The sequence below is a fragment of the Flavimaricola marinus genome (assembly GCF_900184895.1).
In the GTDB taxonomy this organism is placed as follows: Bacteria; Pseudomonadota; Alphaproteobacteria; order Rhodobacterales; family Rhodobacteraceae; genus Flavimaricola; species Flavimaricola marinus.
In genome coordinates this window covers 1-706 of sequence record NZ_FXZK01000052.1, presented here as the reverse complement: position 1 = coordinate 706, position 706 = coordinate 1, and the positions used below count along the sequence as shown (strand labels likewise).

Genomic DNA, 706 nt, shown 5'->3' with positions numbered 1-706 from the left:
CGACGGGCCTGCGTCATGAGAAAGGCCGAAAGCACCGACTTACCCGATCCGGGTCGTCCCATGATTAGCGTGTGGCCGCTGGTCGGTTCTTTCTCGGGGCTGCCTTGCTCGTGATAGGAAAATCGGTAAGCGCTCTGTTCGGGCGTGGGCAGATAGGTGATGACCTTGCCCCAGGGGGTTTTCTGAGCAGGCTTGCCGAGCTGGGTCCGATGAAACGCCGCAAAATCCGCGAAGTTGCGATTGGTGATCGCGCTGGCGCGCACGCGCTTGGGCTGGTTGCCGGGATGCTGGCTCAGGTAATGCGCCTTGGCGGCGACCCGCTCGCCAATCATCTTCACGCCCTCGGCGGCGGCGGCGTTGACGATCTCGGCGCTCAGTGTCTGCAACTCGTCCAGCGTATCGCAGAAGATCGTCACGACCATGTGGTGCTCGCCGAAGCTTTGGCGTTTGGCCTCAAGATCGTCGGCGGCGATGTCCAGCGCTTCCATGAGCGACAGGGCTGCGTCCTGTGAGGCCTGCATCTGGCGCTTTTGCCGTTTGATCCGACCCGCCATGAGGTTCGAGTTGATCGGCGTGAAGGAGTGCGTGACGATCATGTCGACAGGCAGGTTCAGCATGTCGAACATGGTGCAGGAGGTGGCCTCGGAGTATTCCCCGATGGTGAAGCTCTTGCCGTAGCGATGGCCGACGACGCCTTCGGAGAGCT

The 706-nt window shown here is 61.8% G+C and carries 1 protein-coding gene; it reads right to left on the bottom strand.

Annotation, left to right across the window (positions count from 1 at the left end; all coding sequences use genetic code 11):
• Positions 1-706: VirB4 family type IV secretion system protein (locus tag LOM8899_RS23000; RefSeq protein ID WP_370739417.1), on the bottom strand; the 706-nt coding region annotated here is incomplete at both ends.